The organism is Sulfobacillus thermotolerans, assembly GCF_039623705.1.
Taxonomy (GTDB): Bacteria; Bacillota; Sulfobacillia; order Sulfobacillales; family Sulfobacillaceae; genus Sulfobacillus; species Sulfobacillus thermotolerans.
In genome coordinates, this window is sequence record NZ_CP133983.1 from 1,265,569 (window position 1) to 1,283,310 (window position 17,742).

A 17,742-nucleotide genomic window follows, 5' to 3' on the forward strand; every position below is an offset into this window, starting at 1 on the left:
AACTAATTGAGGGGGATGATTCATTGTGATAAGACCTAAACGGCTGATGGGACTTCTAGGGGCCACGGTACTATTATCCGGATGTGGTGCGTCGTCCGCCAAAGCAGAAGCCAGCGCTTCTGCAGGTACGAAGGTCGTTATTGCTCAAGCGTTTCAATCCTTATTGTATTTACCTCTTTATGTTGCGATGGACAAAGGGTACTTTGCTTCAGAAGGGTTACAAGTAACTAAAGTTACGAGCAATAGCGGTGCCAACGCCGTTGCGTCCGTTATCTCGGGCTCAGCACAGTTTTCCTTGCAGGACCCCATGATCGCAACATTGTCAGATATTAAGGGGGCTTCCGTGGTGCCTGTTGCGGGGGTTGTTAATGGAGTACCCGTATGGATTGTTGGCCATCAAAAGGGGTCTTTTAGCAACTTAGCGGGACAAAATATTGCGACTGCGATTCCGCCTTCCACCAGTACCTATTTGCTTCAACGGGCATTGAAGCAAAAACACATGAAAGCTAATTTGGAGTTTGTGGAGTTAGGGACCGAAGCTGCGCCAGTTTTAGCAGGTAAGGCGCAGTATGGTGTAGTTTACGAACCTACCGTGGAAGAAGCCGTCGCTCAGGGATTAAAAGTCGTCTATTCCTTTGCGCATCAATACCAATCCGATTACGCGTTCTCGAGTATTGATACGAGTCGGGCCTTTATGGCGAAACACCCTCGGGTCGTGCAAGAATTTGTCGACGGTATCGACAAAAGTCTTCGGTACATTGCCCAGCATCCCCAAGGGACGATACAAATTGCGATAAAAGAGTTCCCGACACTTCCGCCATCCGTTGTCAAAGCGGGGGTTCTGCGGATGATTCGTGATAAGGTCTACGCTACTAGTCCCGTCATAACGCCAAGCGAATTCCATAACGCTCTTGAGCTACAAGAATTTCTGGGAAATATCCATCCCGGACAGGTGTCGTATGCAGACATTGTGAATACAAAGTTTGCGCGCAATGCCAAATAAACGATGTTATCGTGTTAGTTGGCAATTTTAACAAGAAATCGCGCAGAAAACTGTGTACGGTAGTAGTAGGCTGTGGTGAGCAATATTCTACCTCAGCTAAAACCAAGAAGAATTTCAGATTATCGTTCGTCGTTACCTTGCCCACGTTGTTAGGCCAGTCCAGTAAATCGTACCCCGTTCTCTTGTTTCTGATGTTCACTTCTTAGGTGCAATACCCCGTGGCATTCCATACCCCAAGGCGAAGGTCCCTTTCACGACCTTTTTGATAAATTCACCTGCCAATGCGGCTAACGAGATCACGAACTTTACAAGGAGGGCTAAATGATGGCAACAAAAAGAACCTTTGGAAACTTGGTCAACAATCCGATTAACACTGCTCTCGAAGTTTCAGGCGTGGACCCAACCCTTGTGGGTTATTCTCATTGCCTTTGCATTATGGGCTGTATTTGCCCATAACCCTGGGGCTATTAGTGCATGGACTCATTTTGGAGGCCATTCCGCATCAGGACCACATTTTTCGTGGTTGCTTGCGGCTACGGCAGGAGGAGTGATGATGTCCCTGGTCGCTCAAATCGGGGAGCAAGCCGACTATCTCCGGTTTATGCCCGATCAAACCAAGTCGAATCGTACCGCTTGGCTTTGGGCATTGGTTTTAGCTGGCCCGGGTTGGATTCTCATTAGCACCCCCCAGAATATCTTAGGCCAGTTTTTTACATCCTTTGTCGTTGGCAAGGGGTTGGCATCGCAAGCGGATGTGCCGGTGGTGATGTTCACGCAGGCTTTTCACAGTGTTATTCCTAACGTGGGCACGGCATTAACCATTGCCACGATTTTGGTGGTTCTCTCGCAATTGAAAATTAACGTGACGAATGCCTATTCCGGATCTTTGTCATGGTCGAATTTCTTCTCGCGCACGTTACATCGTCACCCCGGCCGGGTTGTCTGGTTGATGTTTCAACTAGGCATTGGGCTGTTGATTATGGAAATGGGCATTTTCGGGGCGATTGATAAGGTGTTAGGGTTTTATTCTAATGTCGCCGTGGCATGGATTGGGGCGGTCGTGGCAGATTTAGTGATTAACAAAGGTCTTTTGAAAATTAGTCCACCCGTTGTGGAATTCAGGCGAGCCCATCTCTACAACTTTAATCCTGTAGGATTTGGCGCGATGATTATCGCCTCCGTCATCTCTTTAGCCGCTTATTTCGGTCTGTTTGGAACGGCTCTGGCAGCATTTTCCTCCTATCTGTCGTTGGTTGTGGCGATGATAGCCGCTCCGCTTATCGCCATTATGACGAAGGGTAAGTACTACATTGCCCGTGAAAGCGACGCAGAAAAGGAGATTACCGAAGAACTAGAGCTGGCGAGAACAACGAGTCAATCCACCTGTGTCAGTTGCGGTTTTGATTTTGAACAACCCGACATGGCTAATTGCCCATTTCATGAGGGCTCCATCTGCTCCCTTTGTTGCACCTTGGAGTCAGCCTGTCACGACATGTGCAAATTACCGCAAGGAGCCGGCTTGCATATCAAGTTTGGTGAAGAAGCGGTGGTCGACGAATAAAAGAGAGGAGCGAACGTTACGATGGTTAAGAAGCACGCCGACTTAGATGCGGTAATTGCAGACCAAGCGACTGTGGTGTGGCAAAGTGTCGTAGAAATGTTCGCCACGTTATCGATCCCGCGTGATGTACTGCCTGCTGTGCACGTTGTGTTGCCATCGACAACGCAGAAAGAGAGCGTCTTATGATGAAGGCAGATATAACCAATTTATCTCTTCGTGAGATATTAGATGCTGTTGGCGAAAAAGAGTTGAGTGTCAATGAGATTTTTACGGTCTATCATGAGCAAATCGTCGATCGCAATCCTGTACTGAATGCTTTTACGGTGATAGAACCGGTGCCACCCGTTGAGGTCCGTATGGGTCCTCTATCCGGCATCCCTGTGGCCATCAAAGATATTTTTGACGTAGAAGGTTACCCGACTACCGCCGGTAGTGCCTTTCTTGAGGAGATTCCAAAGGCGGATGCGGTGGTTGTGGCCCAGCTGCGTGAAGCCGGTTGCCTTGTCATGGGCAAGACCAACACCCACGAATTTGCTATGGGCGCGACTACCATCAATCCTCATTTCGGGGCGACCCGCAATCCGTGGGATACCGAACGGATTGCGGGAGGCTCGAGCGGCGGGTCGGCTGCGGCAGTGGCGGCTGGGATGGCGATAGTCGGATTGGGTAGTGATACGGCCGGCTCGATTCGCATTCCCGCCGCATTGTGTGGTGTGGTGGGATTGAAGCCGACGTATGGGCGATTATCTTGCGAAGGGGTTGTTCCGCTCAGTTGGTCCTTGGACCATGTCGGTTTTTTAACCAAAACGGTGACGGACATGACCGAGGTATTCCGGGTTTGGGATCCCAACGTGTTGGATAGCAGCCGTCTGTCGCCGTCGCGTGTGGGTGTCGTCCTATCGTCGATTGAGTCTTTGCTCGATGACGCGGTACGTCAAGGCATGATTGAAGCTATTAGAATGGTCACACATCTCGGCTACCATACTGAGGAGACCGTCTTACCGTTATGGGAGCCAGGATTGGGCGCGGCGTTTATTTTATCCCGCGTAGAGGGAGCGAGTTATCACCACGAGTGGTTAGAAAAATATCCCGAACAATATGGAACCGACGTCCGCATCTTGTTGGAAGCGGGACGACGTTTTTCGGGCGTGGACTATGTGAATAGCCTGCGACTGCGTTCTATGGCCATGGCAGAGTACCAGGCTTTATTTGAGCGTTTTGACTTCTTGATGCTGCCAACCGTCAGTATTGAGGCGCCGCTTATCGCAGAACCCTCAACGCGTAATGTCCTTACGCAGTTGACCTCACCCTTTAATTTCTCAGGTTTGCCCGCCATCTCCGTACCTTTGATGCCCCAAGGGCGCGAACTGCCTGTGGGAATCCAATTTGTAGCGCCTTGGGGACAAGAGCATCGTTTGTTGGCATTAGCACAGCAATGGGAACAGGTTCGCGGGCCTTTTCTGAGTCCGGTTGCATAACACGTGATAACAGGAGGAGCGATAGATTATGAAGGGTCCGGAGTTCAAAGATTTTAAGGAGATTGCTCAGAGTCTGGGATTGCAGCTAAGCGATGAGGAATTAGGTCAATATTTCAGCGCGCTTCAGCCATCTTTTGATGGCTACGTGCAACTGGAAACGTTAAGTCAAGAAAAAGAAAGCTCATTTAACGAAGGGCGAGAAGGGCATCTGGTGGATCCTCAAGATAATCCGCTGGGAGCGTGGTACTGGAAAGGAGAAATTGTTGGCGCTAAGACCGGACTACTCGTCGGGAAACGCGTCGTTATTAAGGACAATGTCGCCGTCGCGGGTATTCCGCTCAGTAATGGCACATCCCTTATGGCAGACTTTCGTCCAAGGGAGGATGCAACGGTTGTCCAACGCATTCTTGGTGCAGGCGGTACGATCGTTGGTCAATCGGTCTGTGAGAATCTTTGTTTTTCGGGCAGTAGCTTCACTAGTGATACAGGGCCTGTGCGTAACCCCTATGATCCCATTAGGTCTTCAGGAGGCTCTTCGAGTGGCAGTGCCGTATTGCTTGCCACGGGTGAAGTGGATATGGCAATCGGCGGTGATCAAGGGGGCTCCATACGCATTCCCGCCGCATGGTGTGGGGTCTTTGGTCTAAAACCGACATGGGGACTTGTGCCGTATACTGGAGCATTTCCTATTGAACCCAGTTTGGACCATTTAGGGCCCATGGCCCGAACGGTTCCCGATGTCGCTCGTCTTCTTGAGGTGATAGCCGGACCTGATGGGAATGATCCACGCCAGAAAGGCGTCACCTTTGCATCGTCTGGTGACTATATGGCGGCTCTAGGCCAGGAATTAAGAGGCTTTCGTCTTGGGGTCGTAAAAGAGGGATTTGGATGGCCGCAGTCTGATCCGCGTGTGGACGATATGGTATGGGGTGTCTCGGAAAGCTTGGAGTCAAAGGGCGTTAGCATCGCATCTGTTTCGATTCCTTGGCATCGTCAGGCTATGCTCGTGTGGAATGCGATTGCTGTGGAAGGCACATGGGCCGTGATGATGAAGGGCAATGCATCAGGGTACGGTTGGAAAGGGCGTTATTCGCCAGAACTTATGTCCTACTGGGCGAAAGCATGGCGCCAAAATGCAGCAGCTTTGCCGGCGACGGTCAAGCAGTTGTTACTGGTAGCGTCGTACATGGAAGAACATACCTATGGGAAGTATTACGCCATGGCGCAGAATTTGGCAGGGGAACTGCGCCGTGCCTATGATAAAGCGTTAGAGGACGTGGACTTGCTTGTGATGCCGACTCTGCCGATGACCGCAACACTGCTTCCCGGTAAGGATGACCCCATAGCGGAACAATTGAACAAGGCATTTGAAATGGTGGTGAATACCGCTCCTTTTGATGTGAGTGGGCATCCTGCCATGACATTGCCATGTGGTCTGATCGATGGATTGCCGGTGGGCATGATGATTGTGGGCAAGTATGGGGATGAGGCGACGCTCTTGCGATTTGCGGACGCTTTTGCACGCCAAGTATCAAGCCCGCCCTCTCCTCCCGAGGCCGTGAAATTAGGGCAAGAACAATGAACAGAACAGTTTCCGGAGCCACGATTCTTCACGATTTGGAGAGCCTTGCCCGGTTTAGTGTGCCAACGTCTAAGGGAGGAGTCACGCGCCTGCCATGGACATATGAAGATGAACAAGTCGTGTTGTTGCTGACGGACACCCTGACCGCCGTAGGTCTTCAGGTCTCTAGAGACACAGCAAATAATCTGTGGGCTGTGTGGGATGTCGATGCTGACCGCAGCATTGTTATCGGCTCACACCGCGACAGTGTTCCGAACGGCGGACGTTTTGACGGCGCACTTGGGGTCATCGGAGCGATGCGGGTTATCCAGCAACTCAAGGCCGACCATTATCGTCCACGGCATAATATCGAACTAGTGGCGTGGAATGATGAAGAGGGTGCGCGCTTTGGGACTACCCTTTTCGGGAGCCGGATTTATTCGGGGGCCACGCCAGTGGCGCAGTTCTCTGACAAAATTGATCGACAAGGTACCTCTTTGGCGGAGGCTGCTCTTCAAGCCGGTTACAGTGTGGAGAAGATGGAGGCAACAAATCATTTATCACGAATGGCAGCGTATCTCGAACTCCATATCGAGCAAGGTCCAATCCTGGAAAGAAATCACTGCCATATCGGGGTGGTGTCGGGAATTAATGTGCAGTTTCGCGAACGGTTTACCATGCGTGGAATACGGGTTCATGCGGCTTATAGTGGAGCCGACCGGGCGGATCCTATTTTTGCAACCGCTGAGGTATGGCATAATCTTATGACCACCATTCACCAAGCGAATCATGGATACCCGTATCCGCGGATTGCGGCGACTGTAGGACAAGTCGATGTGCATTCCCATTTAATTAATGCCGTGCCACCGGACATTATCTGGACGTTGGACTTGCGATCGGACGATGCGAGTCTTGCTCAAGAAGTGCTGGACATGGTTCATGGGGACGTGGAACGCATTGCCCAACGGGCAGGCTTCAATGCGGAGATCACTAGGGTGGATGATCATGCGGTGTTAGCCGGAACAACGGATTCCTCGCAACCGATTGCGTTTGATCCGGTGCTGCAATCTATAGTGTCGGACGCGGCGCGCGACGGTGGATATTCATTTCAGCATATGGCCAGTTGGGCTGGACATGATGCCATGGCATTAGCGCCGCGGGTACCTACAGCAATGATTTTTGTGCCGAGTTACAAGGGTCTTAGTCATACGCCCGAGGAATGGACAGACCCCATGGACCTCGAACGGGGGGTGGATGTGCTGTTAAGGAGCGTGATCAAAGCCGATGCACTCCCGTAGAGGTGTTAATATGACGAGACGCAGTAGGGTAGACATAAGCAGAATTGGATGAGTATAGACCAATCCGTCTATGCTCATCGTAGGACACTTGACCTCCGCTTAAGCCCACCGGCAAATAAGAGGCCCAGCCCGAACGGCAGTGTGGAGCGTCTCGCTTGCATCCGGGGAAAATATCTCCGCTAGTTTTCTTCCCGTGTATTCGAGTTTTGTGGCGGGAGGCGTGAATACCCAGTGCGTGGCGCTTGCCCAAGGATTGATGCAACCCATAAAGTTATAAAGAGGGTCCAGCATCTCGGAGGTGCGCCATCTGCGGATCCGTAAAATACCGTTCGCGTCGCGGCAAAACCTTAAAATGGTCACAAAATGTGGCTGAGAGCACACAGACGAGGACAGAATTCCATGCGTCGGGTGTGTCAAGATGGGGCGTGATGGGGACATCATACGTAAAAGATTCGCTACGCTTGTTTCTTGGAACCGCGTTCGCGGTGCGGTGATTCCTATGTACACCACCCAATTAACATTAACGAGGGGGAAGGTTCAAGTACGGGATCTTGACTTCTTGGGCATCGATAAAGCGGTGACTGTTAAATTGAAGAGCTAAGTCACCGCCTTTATCGTAGGCCACATATGAGTTTCTGCGATGTATTTTGATGAGGACATGAGTTTAGGGCTTTATTACAGAGGACGAATCCACCGACTCAATTGAATCGTTATTTCATAGAGTCCGTAAACCGGAAGAATAGCGGCCATCAAGGTCAGAGGGTCTTGTGATGGAACGATGGCGGCAGCGAGAACCGCGCTGGCAAACAGAGCGAATCGGCGTCCGCGGCGAAGCTGTTCAATACGCAACCATCCTAGTTTGACAGTAATTCCAAGCCACGCCGGTACCGTAAATAGCACACCGAAGGCAAGGGAAAAAGTCGTCACAAAACTTAGATACGGACCGGCGCGTAATGACTCTGTGAATACGGATGCCGCAAATGTCATTAAGAAGCGCAATGAGGCGGGAATTAGAATGGCAAAAGTAAAGGCCACACCGATCCAAAAGAGTATAAGAGCCGTAAATAGCGCCCATCCCACCCAGCGCCGGTGGGCAGGGGGAAGAATGGGATTCAGATACATCCATATTTCATACATCCATACGGGAGATGTCAACAGCAACGCGACGGTTAATACGACATTGATTACGGTAAAAAAGGGTTCCGTGGGCGACAGCGTTAACAGGGCAGGGTGTGTTAAACCACCGTGTACATTGGGAATATGAGTCCAAGACCACGGCCACAAAATGTCTTGCAACAACTGCTTCCAAAAAATGGCGAGAATAATTCCGGGCGCTTCACGCTTGCCCGTGCTTTTGTGCAAGGTGCTGCGGCGAATATACTGCGCGTGCTTCGATATTATGGCAATCGAGGTAAAGAGATGGCTCATCCGATTGACGAAATTGCCAAATTGGAACAGCGAACGGACCTGGTAGCAACGATTCCGGAGTTGATGGCCATTGAAGGAAATATTCGCGAGCATTATTATCAGGCCTTTGACGCAATTTTGGAGGGATCTGGGTTTGTGTTTGGCACGAGGACGCGCAGGCCTCCGGCCAATCAACTCAATGCTCTAATCAGCTTTGGGAATTCGCTAATGTATACATCTGTTATGGGAGAAATTTATAAAACGCATCTTGATCCTCGCTTAGGTTATTTGCACACCAGCAATCAGCGCCGATTTTCTCTGAATCTCGATGTGGCAGAAATTTTTAAACCGATAGTGGTAGATCGATTAATTTTTACATTAGTTGGTAAGAAAGTTATCACCTTGAAGGACTTCAATAAGAATCAAGGCGGCATTATGATGTCAGATCGTGCTCGTAAAGAATGTAGAAGCTTATGACGAAAGGCTCCGAGCCGTCATTCGCCATCGCCAATCCAAACGGCTGGTGTCATATCGGCGGCTCATTCGTATGGAGTTATATAAGCTGGAAAAGCATTTCATGGGAGACCACGATTACGAGCCATTTGTGGCTCAATGGTAGGTGAACGGCGATGTTTGTGATTCTGGTCTATGATGCGGGGGTAAAACGCGATCCAAAGATCCTAAAAATCTGTCGTAAGTACCTCAATTGGGTGCAAAACTCGGTATTTGAAGGCGAACTGACAGAAGGCAAGTTCAAAGCTTTGCAGAAAGAATTGGGTCGGATAATTAATAAAAAGGAAGACTATATCATTATGTACACATGGGCCACCTTGCGTTATTCAGAAAGGATTACACTCGGGAGCCCTAAGGTCGAGGAAGGATTTATTTTTTAACGGCTGGGTTTTTTGTCGTCGATCTCCAGTAGCGCAAAAAGTGCCGTCGATCGACGACATATCATGATTGCTTCTCAGCCTTTGCTGACAAGGGTTAGCGTCTAAGCACTAAAATATTGGATCCCTTGCTGGAGAAACCTTTCGTTGACAAGTCAAGCTATATCAGCGCAAAATGGGTTCGTAGCCTACCTATGAGGAATTGAAACAATGTAAAACGAAGAATTTCGACCGTGATGGTGAAGTTCGTAGCCTACCTATGAGGAATTGAAAGCAAGCAGTTTTCGTGTGTTAAATTCTCGTCTCCAGAGTCCGTAGCCGACCTAACACTCCAAATCCTTCTCCGGAAATTTCCACTCAATACGGTAAGCCTGCTAATTTCGATTTTCTCGAATAGAGTTGTTGGCATTTTGTGTGATCGTCATTTTGGGCCTTAAAAATAATGGAAGGACGTTGTTGCTGGGGCGAGTATTTCGACAGATCATGTCCTGTCAAGTGGTGTAAAAGCTCCGGCCTCCTAGTGACCCGCTAAGCGAGTTGCATCTGGGAATCCCGCAACTCTTCCGGCGCGTCTGCGCCGGCTTCCAGTTTGGCCATCGACGTTTGGCTGAAGTACCGCCGCGGGAACGCGGCCCATTCGTCGTTGTACTCCATCAACACCGCTCCCACGAGCCGCAACGCCGCGGCGCGGTTCGGAAAGATGCCCACCACATCGGCCCGGCGGCCAATTTCCCGATTCAGCCGCTCTAAGGGGTTCGTGGACGCCATCTGCTTCCAATGTTCGTGGGGGAACCCCATGTAGGCCAACACCTCGTCTTCCGCGTCGGCTAACAACGCGGCGGCCTGGGGAAATCGCTCCGCGAGATGGTCCGCGACGCGCCCCAATTCTTCGCGGGCTTTGGGCTGATCCGGTTGGGCAAAGATCGTGCGCACGAGCGCGGAGACCATCGTTTGGGCTTGCTTCGGGACGTGAGCCAGGAGATTGCGCATGAAGTGTACACGGCACCGTTGCCAGCTCGTCCCCTGCAGCCCCTGGCGAATGGCCGCTTGCAGCCCCGTGTGCGCATCGCTGATGACCAGTTGCACACCCCGCAGGCCCCGTGCCACCAAGTCCCGCAGAAACGCCGTCCAAAACGCGGCGTCTTCGCTCAGGCCGATATCAAAGCCCAAGATCTCCCGGTCGCCCGACTGGGCGACACCCGTCGCCACCACGAAGGCCATACTCACCACGCGATCGCCGTCCCGCACTTTGAGATATTTGGCATCCAGCCAGACGTACGGATATGTGCCCTCCAAGGGCCGCTGCTTAAACCGGGTGACCCGCTCGTCGAGGCCCTGGCATAACTGCGACACCTGCGACTTACTGATGCCGGTCATCCCTAACGATTGCACCCGTTGATCCACTTTGCGGGTGCTCACGCCGTGCACATACGCCTCTTGAATGACGGCCACGAGCGCATGCTCACTGCGGCGGCGGGGTTCCAGGAACTCGGGATAGTAGGTCCCTTGCCGCAACTTGGGAATCGCCAGCTGCACCGCGCCTACGCGGGTCTCCCAGGTCCGCGGCCGATGGCCGTTCCGGCTGTTCGTCCGGGCCCCGGTCCGCTCATGCGGACCCGCCCCAATCTGTTGCGTGACCTCGGCTTCCATCAATTGCTGCAAAAACCATTCCACCGCCTCGCGCAGGAAATCGGTGTCTTCGACACCGGCCTTGCGTAGCAAATCGAGTAATGGCACAGTAGGGGTAGTCATCCCATTCGGACCTCCTTTGTGATCTTGACAATCTCTAGGAAGCCGAATGGGATGGTCTGTTGTCCAGACAAAATCTGGCAAACATCTAACCCCTATTTACACCACACAATTGGACATTAACATGTCTTTCCCGTTCGGCTATCAGAGGATGTCCATTACTGGGCGGTGATGCACCGTGAGATTACCCACCAGAAGGAATTGGTGGAACAAATTGAGAAAAGCAATCAAACCTTACGGGAAACTAATCAGAGACTGAATCAGGCGCAAGTGACGCAGCGAGCTTTTTTAGCCATTGTAACCCACGAACTCAAAACACCGCTGCATTTAATGCTGGGAGCTGTCGACACCGTAATGCGCAAGGCACCTCAGTCCGACTCGGACTTACAAGAAATGTTAAGTATTTTGAGTGACTCCGCTGTCCATCTCCAGGGTATTATTGAAGATTTATTGACATTGACGCGACTTCAAACAGGATCCTTGACGTTGTCTCCGGAATCGGTCGACATCGTCCACGAAGTCCGTCAGTGTCTAAGGCTATGGCAGCAAAATGAGCGCCGCATCGAATTTCACGCCGATGAAGAAACTATTCCCATTATTACGGCCGATCCTTTGCGCCTGCGGCAAATCTTTAATAATTTGTTGGCCAATGCGACCGCACATTGTAATCAGGTGGTGGCGGTAACGGTGACGTGTCGTCAACAATTTGTGGTCGTGCGGGTCACCAACGATGGGGAGAGGGTCCCAGAGCAATTTCGCGAGAATATTTTTGAGCCGTTTTTCCGCGGCAGTGAGCGTTCAGGCGGCGGCATGGGACTCGGCTTGGCCGTGGCTCGTGGCTTAGCGGAATCGCATCATGGTACATTGGCTTTGGTTGATGACATCTCGCGCCGGCTCACAACGTTTGAATTGTGCCTGCCGTTCAACAATGGTACCAGTGTGACGCATTACGAGCCCGAGGGAGAGGATGGCCATGTCTGTTGAAGACTTTAAAGCGTGCACAGCATTGTCGCGGATTATGGTCGTGGAAGATGAGTTTCGATCCCAACGCCTTTTACGCATTAATTTAGAGCCTTTAGGATATCAAGTGCAATGTTACAGTACGGGGGAAGAGGCATTAGCCGAGGCCGCCACATTTGATCCGGATATTGTTTTGTTAGATCTGATGTTGCCCCGGTTGTCCGGTTATGACGTATTGCACGCGTTGCGTGAGCAATCGGGTGTACCCGTCATTGTGATTTCGGCCCGCGATCAAGTCGAAGACCGGGTCAAGGCGCTGGGCATAGGGGCAGATGACTTTATTGTCAAGCCGTACGCGATGGAGGAATTGTGTGCACGAATGGCGGCCGTGATTCGCCGCCACCGTAGCGATATGCCTACCGCTCCCTTGACAATTGGCTGTCTCAAAATATTTACCGATAACCCGCAAGTTCTGGTCGGAGATATGACGATTTCGTTGTCGAAGACAGAATATGGGGTCTTGCTGCTTTTAGCGAAACATGTCAACCGCGTGATTGTGGCCGATACGTTGTTACGCCAAGTATGGGGCTCGGAGTATGAAGGGAATTATAGTATCCTACACGTGACCGTCAGTCGATTGCGAAAGAAAATCGGACAGTCGGCTAAAATGTATATTGTGACAAAGCCAGGCATTGGCTATATGCTCTCCAATAAAGAATGTCCGGTGTAAGCCTCTCGATACACTCATAATCACCAGACCAAGAAGGCCGTACAATCTGCGGAGGGAACCGCTCCCCGTCTTATGGTTGACCAAATACACCCTAGGCCGTAAGCCTAAGTCTCTGTGGGTGTGAAAACAACGTTAGTAAGTATTCGTGTTGCCCTGGTGATCGATAATCGTAAAAAGATATCGTCCCACAAGCTAGCGAAATCCGGCTATGGCATGTTCCCTCATCCATGTTGACCTTATGGCAGCCAACAAGATATGAGGAGGTAATGGTCACGTCAGCGGCTATATCCCATTTCTGCTCTATAACTTCCGCACACTTAATACTGCGCGGTATAAGCCGTTAATTGGCTTTGCAACATTGGTCGAGCTGTTGTTTTGGCTGGTAGGGGCTTCTAAGACTATGCCCTTTGATATACTGCTGAGTCATTTGGGGAACTTTCACGCGAGTAGCAAAAAGTTTTTGAAGCCTAAAGTGAGATGCCGGGCTAATGGCACGGGTGGGGAACACGGTCTTTGAGAAAAGATGGCATGTGATAGGCGACAGAAAACGAGGAAAGGTCGTCTCATATTTTGTTATAGTAAGGATATGGATCTTTTGGTAAATGTGTCTCGTGGGATCAAGTTCAAGAGCAGGGGAATTTTTTGTAGGAATACGCGAATGCATGGGGTTTTGTGAAAGTGCCTGTTCTTACCCCCAAGGGAGCTAAGACGCGATTGAAGTTTTCTGATATGAATGCGAAACACATAGACGATCGTTTGTTAAGACGTGTTAAGCGCCATCCATCCCCAAAGACGCCATGGGCCCACGTGGATTTGATAGGGAGCGTGGTGGCAGCTCTTGGATTATGGGGCACATACGCCGTTCCTTTCCTAGAACCCATCCGCGTTATGCTGGACCTCGTATTGGGGTTGTTCGTGCCAGGCTATTTAATTATGGAGCTCTTAATCCCGTCGCAGAAAATCTCTCGGCTTGAACGAGTTGGATTGTCGTTGGCCATGAATATTGTTTTGCTCATTGTGATGGGGTTACTCATGGCACTCGTTCAGTTTCCTTTTACAGCTTCTCACGTGATGCTATTGCTGCTCATCGTAACTATGGTATTGGCGGTGAGTAATTTCTGGGTTCGGCAACATGGGCATGGGCTCCGTTCGGAGCGTGGGGGATGGAGCTGGAAGGACTGGCGTGTGTTTGGGGTTGTGGGTGGAGTGGCCGCACTGGTTCTGATGACGGGGATCGTCGTGAGCCGGACCTTAGCCGACCGCACCGTGGCCTTTTCGATTACCTCGCCCCAAGGACAACTGGCTGGCTTTCCCTATGAGATACCTGTTGGCCAAAAGTACCCTATGCGACTCAATGTCTCCAATCCTCATGCCCGCGTCGAAGTGTTTCAGCTACAAGAGATTGCTAATGCGTCCGTTATTCGCAAAGAAACGGTGAAGGTGTCTGCTCATGGGCATTGGAGCCAGTTAATTGTCTTGCCATCACGCGAACCAGGACGCATGCATGTGGAATTTCGCCTTCTGCAGGAGAAGGGAGGGCTTTTTCGCCGGCTATGGATCACATACCGAATTACGCCTTAAGGCGTACGCGTAGCAAGCGCGGTTTTACGATGGGGCCAGTCGCCGAACTCTGGGGTTACGTCATAGCGCTGGGGCTTGCAGAGATTGTCTCGGATATCATCGCTCCGCTGGTGGGCATATGGCTTCATGCGATTTTAGCAGCCATTATTGTTTACCGCGCCACAACAGAACAAAACGCTCTTAAGCGCCAATTCTTTTGGGTGTTAGCCATCTTGCCGTTGGTTCGGATTGTCAGTTTTGCGATTTCCTCGAAGACATTGCCGGGCGTTTGGTACTACGTGTTGGCGGAAACGCCTTTGTTGGGAGCAGCTCTTACGGCCAAGCGGGTGTTTCAATTGTCGTGGCAAGACGTGGGCATGGTGTGGCCAAAGCACTGGAGCCTCGTCATTATCACTGTGGTCACCTCGCCCTTTCTAGGGTTGCTGGAAAGCCGTCTCATTCATCCCGCGGCCCTGATTACCCACTTGACGTGGGGGCAGGCGCTATTACCATCCATTTTGCTGATTGTGTTTACCGGATTATCTGAGGAGCTTCTCTTCCGCGGCTTATTGCAGCATTATAGCCTGCCTCTCTTACATTATTGGCAGGGGATTATCTATGTGGCATTGGCGTGGGGCTTGTTACACATTGGTTGGCACTCTGGGCCAGATGTCCTCTTCGTCTTTATCGTCGGGCTGGCATGGGGCTGGATGCGAGAAAAAACCGGATCCATTTACCCTACCATTTTGGGGCACGGCTTGGCCAATATTGTCTTGTTCTTAATTGTGCCGTTTATGATGAAATAAGTGGTTCAGCTTCTGCTTTTATGACAAGTCGTCCGGACGCACTGAAAGCCGCGCCCTTATATGCGGTCTCGCAAACCCCAAAAATCGCAGGAGGAAGCTTCTGTGGCGCCGAGCCTGTTTCATGATATTTGTGTAAACTTTGGTGAGAACATTGCCCCAGGGCTACCTCAAGGCGGGTCTGGGACCGAGGAGGTCTCTTGCGGCCTTGAACCATGAGGGCCAACCGCTGATGCATTGAAAGACGCAAGCCCGTCCCATGACAGCTGGTCGGATACGATGAGGCCCGTCAAAATTTCCCACAAGGATAAGGGATCATGAATATTCCATCCGGTAAGCGCTTCAATTTGTTTAAGCCGATATTTTAAGGTGCCAGGATGAATGTATAGCCGGGCGCTGGCTTCTTTAATGGACATTTGCGATGCGATATAAGTTTTTAATGTGGTAAGCAGTTCGCTATGATGCAGGTCATCTTCTTGAGACAGGGGCTGGAATAATTTTAGGCAATACGCTTTAAATGCCGGGATTTTTCGGTGGTAGGGGAGAAGGCGAAGTCCGGGAATTTGGGACAAGGCCAACGGTGTGCTGATTCTCTGTGCGAATGCAAATCTTGCGGACTCTAACGCTTCGTCAAACGCATGAGGAAAATCGTCGAGATGGGCGACGTCTTGGCTGATACCAATGCCTATAGGGACCGTGAGGCCTTGCCGGATTACCGCAGTCCAAGGAGCAATTAAGGCGGGGGTGAATGGAGATGGCATTAATCCGACCCAAACGTCCTGAAATAAGCCGACCAACACGGGAGCATGTGAAGTGTTTAGACGCGCATATTGCTGTAATCGCAACAGAGTCTCCTCACGCTCTTCATGGTTCGCGTGGGAGGAAAGCCACACAACAACGCGCGCAGGACAGAGTGAAGAAAGCTGAGTGAAATAATTCCAGCGGTCTAATACCTCCGCTTTATCCACGGATACCGGGCTTAACAAAATCTTTAACAGCTGCTGACTTTCGTCCCAACTAACGGGGAGCACTTGCGTTTCAGCCCAAGTCATCGCGACGATTCGGGCTAACATCGGAAGCCATCGTGCCAGATCCCGATGATGGGGTGTTTGGGGTTGTATAAAGAGGCGACCAACGCGTTGATTGCGCCAAAACACTGCGTGGCTCAGCGTGACATCCGTTTCGTTGGCAGGTGATCCCCACACCGATCCATGGTGTTCTTCTAGCCACACGGATGCTTTTAGTCGCGCTTCTAATGATTCTAACAACTCGGTTACGGTGCAGGGTGCATTGGTAAAGAGAGAGGACAATTCAGGGGGCAGAGGGGATGTCGAAAATTTTTCCGTGCGTTCCCAAAAAGCAAGAGGGTTGGGGGGATAAAGGGTCGGTGCAGCGTAGGACATGGTCACAGGAGTCAGTGGTGATTGTGTCGCTACCACTAATCGGCAGGGTTGATCGTCAAGGGCCCATGTTGTTTCGACTCGCACCCACGTGGGCTGATCGGTTAGAGCGGCAGTCGTGCCCAAAATGTGGCAGGTTAAAAAACACAAACGAGGATTGGCGCGGCTTAAGCTAGCAATAGGACAAGTGTCGATATGCAAGGTCACTTGATCGTTATCCCCTATTACATGAACTTTGGCGCCAACGGCTTGCTTGAATTTCGCAACCGCTTGTACCGCATGAGGTAAGGTATTGACGGGTAAGTGGTTATCGGTAATCCATTGTTGAACCCATAGCGCGATGTGGTGGGCGGTTTCGATCATTTGCATCTCCTCAGACAAGCCAGGTGATGCATTGGAGAGAACACGCTCTATAAATTCTTCACGCAGTGTCATCAGCCACGTCCTTTCCAAACCTTTGACCATTAAGACAAAAATTGACTGAATTTCTGCTCCATATCGTCAATGAAATGGTAGTAAATAACTAGTACCATTATATATGCGTTACTAAAAAGTAAAAGGGGGATGACAATGCTGTACGAAGCTTTGGACCAACAAATTCATGCGCATACGGATTGGGTATTGCGTCGACAACGCGGAATTCCGAATAACCGCCGGTTATTTGTTGTGGCGTGTATGGATGAGCGATTGCCGGTCGAGGAGGCTTTAGGTATTGCACAAGGAGATGCTCATATTTTTCGCAATGCGGGCGGAGTAGTCACACCGACGACGTGCTTCGTTCGGCGATGTTGACGACCAACTTTTTCGGAACAGAAGAAATTATTATCGTTAATCATACCGAATGTGGCATGATGTCGGCCAAAACCGAGGTGTTGGTGCAAGCAATGAGGGAAAAAGTTGGCAGTTTAGAGCATGTGGCACTTGATCCCTCACTACCCGAACTGACGTTAACCGACCCGGAGGCCTTTGGGCGGTGGATAAAGATGTTCGATGACGTTGATGCTATTTCGGCGGCGCAAGTAAACTTCTTACGCAACCATCCTTTTATTCCCGCGCACGTTAGTATCCACAGTTATGTCTATGAGGTAGAAACAGGGCAGCTGCGTAAGCCGTATGAACGGATTGCTGTATATTGCATGAAGGGACCAAGGGGTGCTGTCAACGGGGCTGGACTTTAAAGAACACAGTGTATGCGACTAGGGGCCATTGAGGCCCCTTTTAAACGTCCTATGTCGCCGTGTCCCAGTGGAAACATTACCACATACGTAAATTTGAGCAGGGGAGATGTGTGGGAAATCTCTTTGAATAAAAGAGACGTGAATTTTCGATAACCGTCCTCATG

At 50.8% G+C, this 17,742-nt stretch carries 17 protein-coding genes; 14 read left to right on the top strand and 3 right to left on the bottom strand.

Annotated features, from left to right (window positions below):
• The first annotated feature begins 25 nt into the window (after positions 1-25).
• The 6 genes from ORD20_RS06440 (at position 26) to ORD20_RS06465 (ending at position 6,901) form a co-directional block, all read left to right on the top strand.
• The gene (locus ORD20_RS06440) at positions 26-1,003 is read left to right on the top strand and encodes an ABC transporter substrate-binding protein (protein WP_146039098.1); all 978 of its coding nucleotides are present in this window, start codon (positions 26-28) and stop codon (positions 1,001-1,003) included.
• 343 nt (positions 1,004-1,346) lie between these two features.
• Positions 1,347-2,564 carry a purine-cytosine permease family protein gene (locus ORD20_RS06445; protein ID WP_430626613.1) on the top strand — a complete coding sequence of 406 codons (1,218 nt, stop codon included), beginning with the start codon at positions 1,347-1,349 and terminating at the stop codon, positions 2,562-2,564.
• A gap of 21 nt (positions 2,565-2,585) precedes the next feature.
• Positions 2,586-2,750: a hypothetical protein gene (locus ORD20_RS06450; protein WP_158246362.1), complete on the top strand. Its 165-nt coding sequence runs from the start codon at positions 2,586-2,588 to the stop codon at positions 2,748-2,750.
• Positions 2,747-4,042: an amidase gene (locus ORD20_RS06455; RefSeq protein ID WP_103376472.1), complete on the top strand. Its 1,296-nt coding sequence runs from the start codon at positions 2,747-2,749 to the stop codon at positions 4,040-4,042. The genes ORD20_RS06450 and ORD20_RS06455 overlap by 4 nt, the downstream gene beginning before the upstream one ends.
• A 28-nt stretch (positions 4,043-4,070) precedes the next feature.
• A complete protein-coding gene (locus ORD20_RS06460; RefSeq protein WP_103376471.1) occupies positions 4,071-5,624 on the top strand; it encodes an amidase in 1,554 nt (517 codons plus the stop codon).
• Positions 5,621-6,901 (top strand): Zn-dependent hydrolase, encoded by a 1,281-nt coding sequence (locus tag ORD20_RS06465; protein ID WP_103376470.1) that lies wholly within the window; start codon positions 5,621-5,623, stop codon positions 6,899-6,901. The genes ORD20_RS06460 and ORD20_RS06465 overlap by 4 nt, the downstream gene beginning before the upstream one ends.
• A 675-nt stretch (positions 6,902-7,576) precedes the next feature.
• On the opposite strand, the gene tatC is transcribed toward ORD20_RS06465, so the two are convergent.
• Positions 7,577-8,278, bottom strand: coding sequence for a twin-arginine translocase subunit TatC (gene tatC, locus ORD20_RS06470; RefSeq protein WP_146039116.1), 702 nt, complete (start codon positions 8,276-8,278; stop codon positions 7,577-7,579).
• On the opposite strand from tatC, the gene cas1 reads away from it, so the two are divergent.
• Both cas1 and cas2 read left to right on the top strand, forming a co-directional pair.
• The gene (cas1, locus tag ORD20_RS06475) at positions 8,162-8,785 is read left to right on the top strand and encodes a CRISPR-associated endonuclease Cas1 (protein WP_430626614.1); all 624 of its coding nucleotides are present in this window, start codon (positions 8,162-8,164) and stop codon (positions 8,783-8,785) included. The genes tatC and cas1 overlap by 117 nt on opposite strands.
• A 152-nt stretch (positions 8,786-8,937) precedes the next feature.
• Positions 8,938-9,201, top strand: a complete 264-nt coding sequence (gene cas2, locus ORD20_RS06480) for a CRISPR-associated endonuclease Cas2 (RefSeq protein WP_103376468.1) — start codon at positions 8,938-8,940, stop codon at positions 9,199-9,201.
• A gap of 525 nt (positions 9,202-9,726) precedes the next feature.
• Here cas2 and ORD20_RS06485 read toward each other — a convergent pair.
• The gene (locus ORD20_RS06485; RefSeq protein WP_103376467.1) at positions 9,727-10,950 is read right to left on the bottom strand and encodes an IS256 family transposase; all 1,224 of its coding nucleotides are present in this window, start codon (positions 10,948-10,950) and stop codon (positions 9,727-9,729) included.
• A gap of 168 nt (positions 10,951-11,118) precedes the next feature.
• On the opposite strand from ORD20_RS06485, the gene ORD20_RS06490 reads away from it, so the two are divergent.
• The 4 genes from ORD20_RS06490 (at position 11,119) to ORD20_RS06505 (ending at position 15,003) form a co-directional block, all read left to right on the top strand.
• Positions 11,119-11,931 (top strand): sensor histidine kinase, encoded by an 813-nt coding sequence (locus ORD20_RS06490; protein WP_103376466.1) that lies wholly within the window; start codon positions 11,119-11,121, stop codon positions 11,929-11,931.
• Positions 11,921-12,637, top strand: coding sequence for a response regulator transcription factor (locus tag ORD20_RS06495; protein WP_103376465.1), 717 nt, complete (start codon positions 11,921-11,923; stop codon positions 12,635-12,637). The genes ORD20_RS06490 and ORD20_RS06495 overlap by 11 nt, the downstream gene beginning before the upstream one ends.
• Before the next feature lie 729 nt (positions 12,638-13,366).
• On the top strand, positions 13,367-14,218 hold the full coding sequence (locus ORD20_RS06500) for a DUF1616 domain-containing protein (protein WP_430626615.1): 852 nt from the start codon (positions 13,367-13,369) through the stop codon (positions 14,216-14,218).
• Entirely contained in the window at positions 14,191-15,003 is an 813-nt protein-coding gene (locus ORD20_RS06505; protein WP_103376463.1) for a CPBP family intramembrane glutamic endopeptidase, read from the top strand. The genes ORD20_RS06500 and ORD20_RS06505 overlap by 28 nt, the downstream gene beginning before the upstream one ends.
• A 167-nt stretch (positions 15,004-15,170) precedes the next feature.
• Here ORD20_RS06505 and ORD20_RS06510 read toward each other — a convergent pair whose 3' ends face one another.
• Entirely contained in the window at positions 15,171-16,835 is a 1,665-nt protein-coding gene (locus tag ORD20_RS06510; protein ID WP_158246361.1) for a helix-turn-helix domain-containing protein, read from the bottom strand.
• A 135-nt stretch (positions 16,836-16,970) separates the two neighbouring features.
• Here ORD20_RS06510 and ORD20_RS06515 point away from each other — a divergent pair, with 135 nt between their 5' ends.
• Together ORD20_RS06515 and ORD20_RS06520 are read left to right on the top strand one after the other, a co-directional pair.
• Positions 16,971-17,192: a hypothetical protein gene (locus tag ORD20_RS06515; RefSeq protein WP_242968620.1), complete on the top strand. Its 222-nt coding sequence runs from the start codon at positions 16,971-16,973 to the stop codon at positions 17,190-17,192.
• Positions 17,186-17,578 carry a hypothetical protein gene (locus ORD20_RS06520; RefSeq protein ID WP_430626616.1) on the top strand — a complete coding sequence of 131 codons (393 nt, stop codon included), beginning with the start codon at positions 17,186-17,188 and terminating at the stop codon, positions 17,576-17,578. The genes ORD20_RS06515 and ORD20_RS06520 overlap by 7 nt, the downstream gene beginning before the upstream one ends.
• Positions 17,579-17,742 lie beyond the last annotated feature (164 nt).

What these genes read in the sequence shown, in the direction of transcription:
- ORD20_RS06500 (WP_430626615.1), top strand. Translation starts at nt 13,367, where the DNA reads ATGAATGCGAAACACATAGACGATCGTTTGTTAAGACGTGTTAAGCGC.
- ORD20_RS06450 (WP_158246362.1), top strand. Translation starts at nt 2,586, where the DNA reads ATGGTTAAGAAGCACGCCGACTTAGATGCGGTAATTGCAGACCAAGCG.
- ORD20_RS06495 (WP_103376465.1), top strand. Translation starts at nt 11,921, where the DNA reads ATGTCTGTTGAAGACTTTAAAGCGTGCACAGCATTGTCGCGGATTATG.
- ORD20_RS06455 (WP_103376472.1), top strand. Translation starts at nt 2,747, where the DNA reads ATGATGAAGGCAGATATAACCAATTTATCTCTTCGTGAGATATTAGAT.
- cas2 (WP_103376468.1), top strand. Translation starts at nt 8,938, where the DNA reads ATGTTTGTGATTCTGGTCTATGATGCGGGGGTAAAACGCGATCCAAAG.
- ORD20_RS06490 (WP_103376466.1), top strand. Translation starts at nt 11,119, where the DNA reads ATGCACCGTGAGATTACCCACCAGAAGGAATTGGTGGAACAAATTGAG.
- ORD20_RS06485 (WP_103376467.1), bottom strand. Translation starts at nt 10,950, where the DNA reads ATGACTACCCCTACTGTGCCATTACTCGATTTGCTACGCAAGGCCGGT.
- ORD20_RS06465 (WP_103376470.1), top strand. Translation starts at nt 5,621, where the DNA reads ATGAACAGAACAGTTTCCGGAGCCACGATTCTTCACGATTTGGAGAGC.
- cas1 (WP_430626614.1), top strand. Translation starts at nt 8,162, where the DNA reads ATGAGTCCAAGACCACGGCCACAAAATGTCTTGCAACAACTGCTTCCA.
- ORD20_RS06510 (WP_158246361.1), bottom strand. Translation starts at nt 16,835, where the DNA reads ATGACACTGCGTGAAGAATTTATAGAGCGTGTTCTCTCCAATGCATCA.
- ORD20_RS06520 (WP_430626616.1), top strand. Translation starts at nt 17,186, where the DNA reads ATGTTGACGACCAACTTTTTCGGAACAGAAGAAATTATTATCGTTAAT.
- ORD20_RS06515 (WP_242968620.1), top strand. Translation starts at nt 16,971, where the DNA reads ATGCTGTACGAAGCTTTGGACCAACAAATTCATGCGCATACGGATTGG.
- ORD20_RS06505 (WP_103376463.1), top strand. Translation starts at nt 14,191, where the DNA reads ATGGATCACATACCGAATTACGCCTTAAGGCGTACGCGTAGCAAGCGC.
- ORD20_RS06460 (WP_103376471.1), top strand. Translation starts at nt 4,071, where the DNA reads ATGAAGGGTCCGGAGTTCAAAGATTTTAAGGAGATTGCTCAGAGTCTG.